At 46.7% G+C, this 552-nt stretch carries 1 protein-coding gene; it reads right to left on the minus strand.

Going from position 1 to position 552, the window contains the following annotated elements; all coding sequences use genetic code 11:
• A partial coding sequence (locus R7040_RS29095) for a pyridoxal-phosphate-dependent aminotransferase family protein (RefSeq protein ID WP_318097996.1) occupies positions 1-552 on the minus strand: 552 nt, incomplete at both ends.

Genomic DNA, 552 nt, shown 5'->3' on the forward strand with positions numbered 1-552 from the left:
CGGTAAGATTCTTCCACTACAAATTCAAAACCCAGTTTCTGAAGACCATCTTTCAACTTCTCATGCATCAATTGATGGCGAGCCCACGAGTTCTCAAGCCCCTCGTTCTGTAACACAAGCAGCGCTTCATGCAATGCATATAGGCTATTCACTGGAGCTGTGTGATGGTAGCTACGCTTACCTTCCCCACTCCAGTACCCCAACACTAAGCTTTGATCGAGGAACCAACTTTGAACTGGCGTAGTGCGCGATTGAATTTTTTCGATAGCAGCCGGAGACAGCGTCACCGGAGACAAGCCAGGCACACACGACAAACACTTTTGACTGCCCGAGTACACAGCATCAAGCTGCCATTCATCAACTTTTAACGGTACGCCGCCTAACGATGTAACGGCGTCCACAATCGACAACACATTATATTGCTTGGCTAACTTACCTAGAGTTTGTGCATCACTGACAGCACCTGTTGATGTCTCAGCATGCACAAAAGCCAGAATTTTTGTATCAGGATGTTGCTGTAGTGCTTGTTCAACTTTATCTACTGAAACAGGC

The organism is Vibrio sp. 1069 (assembly GCF_033340555.1).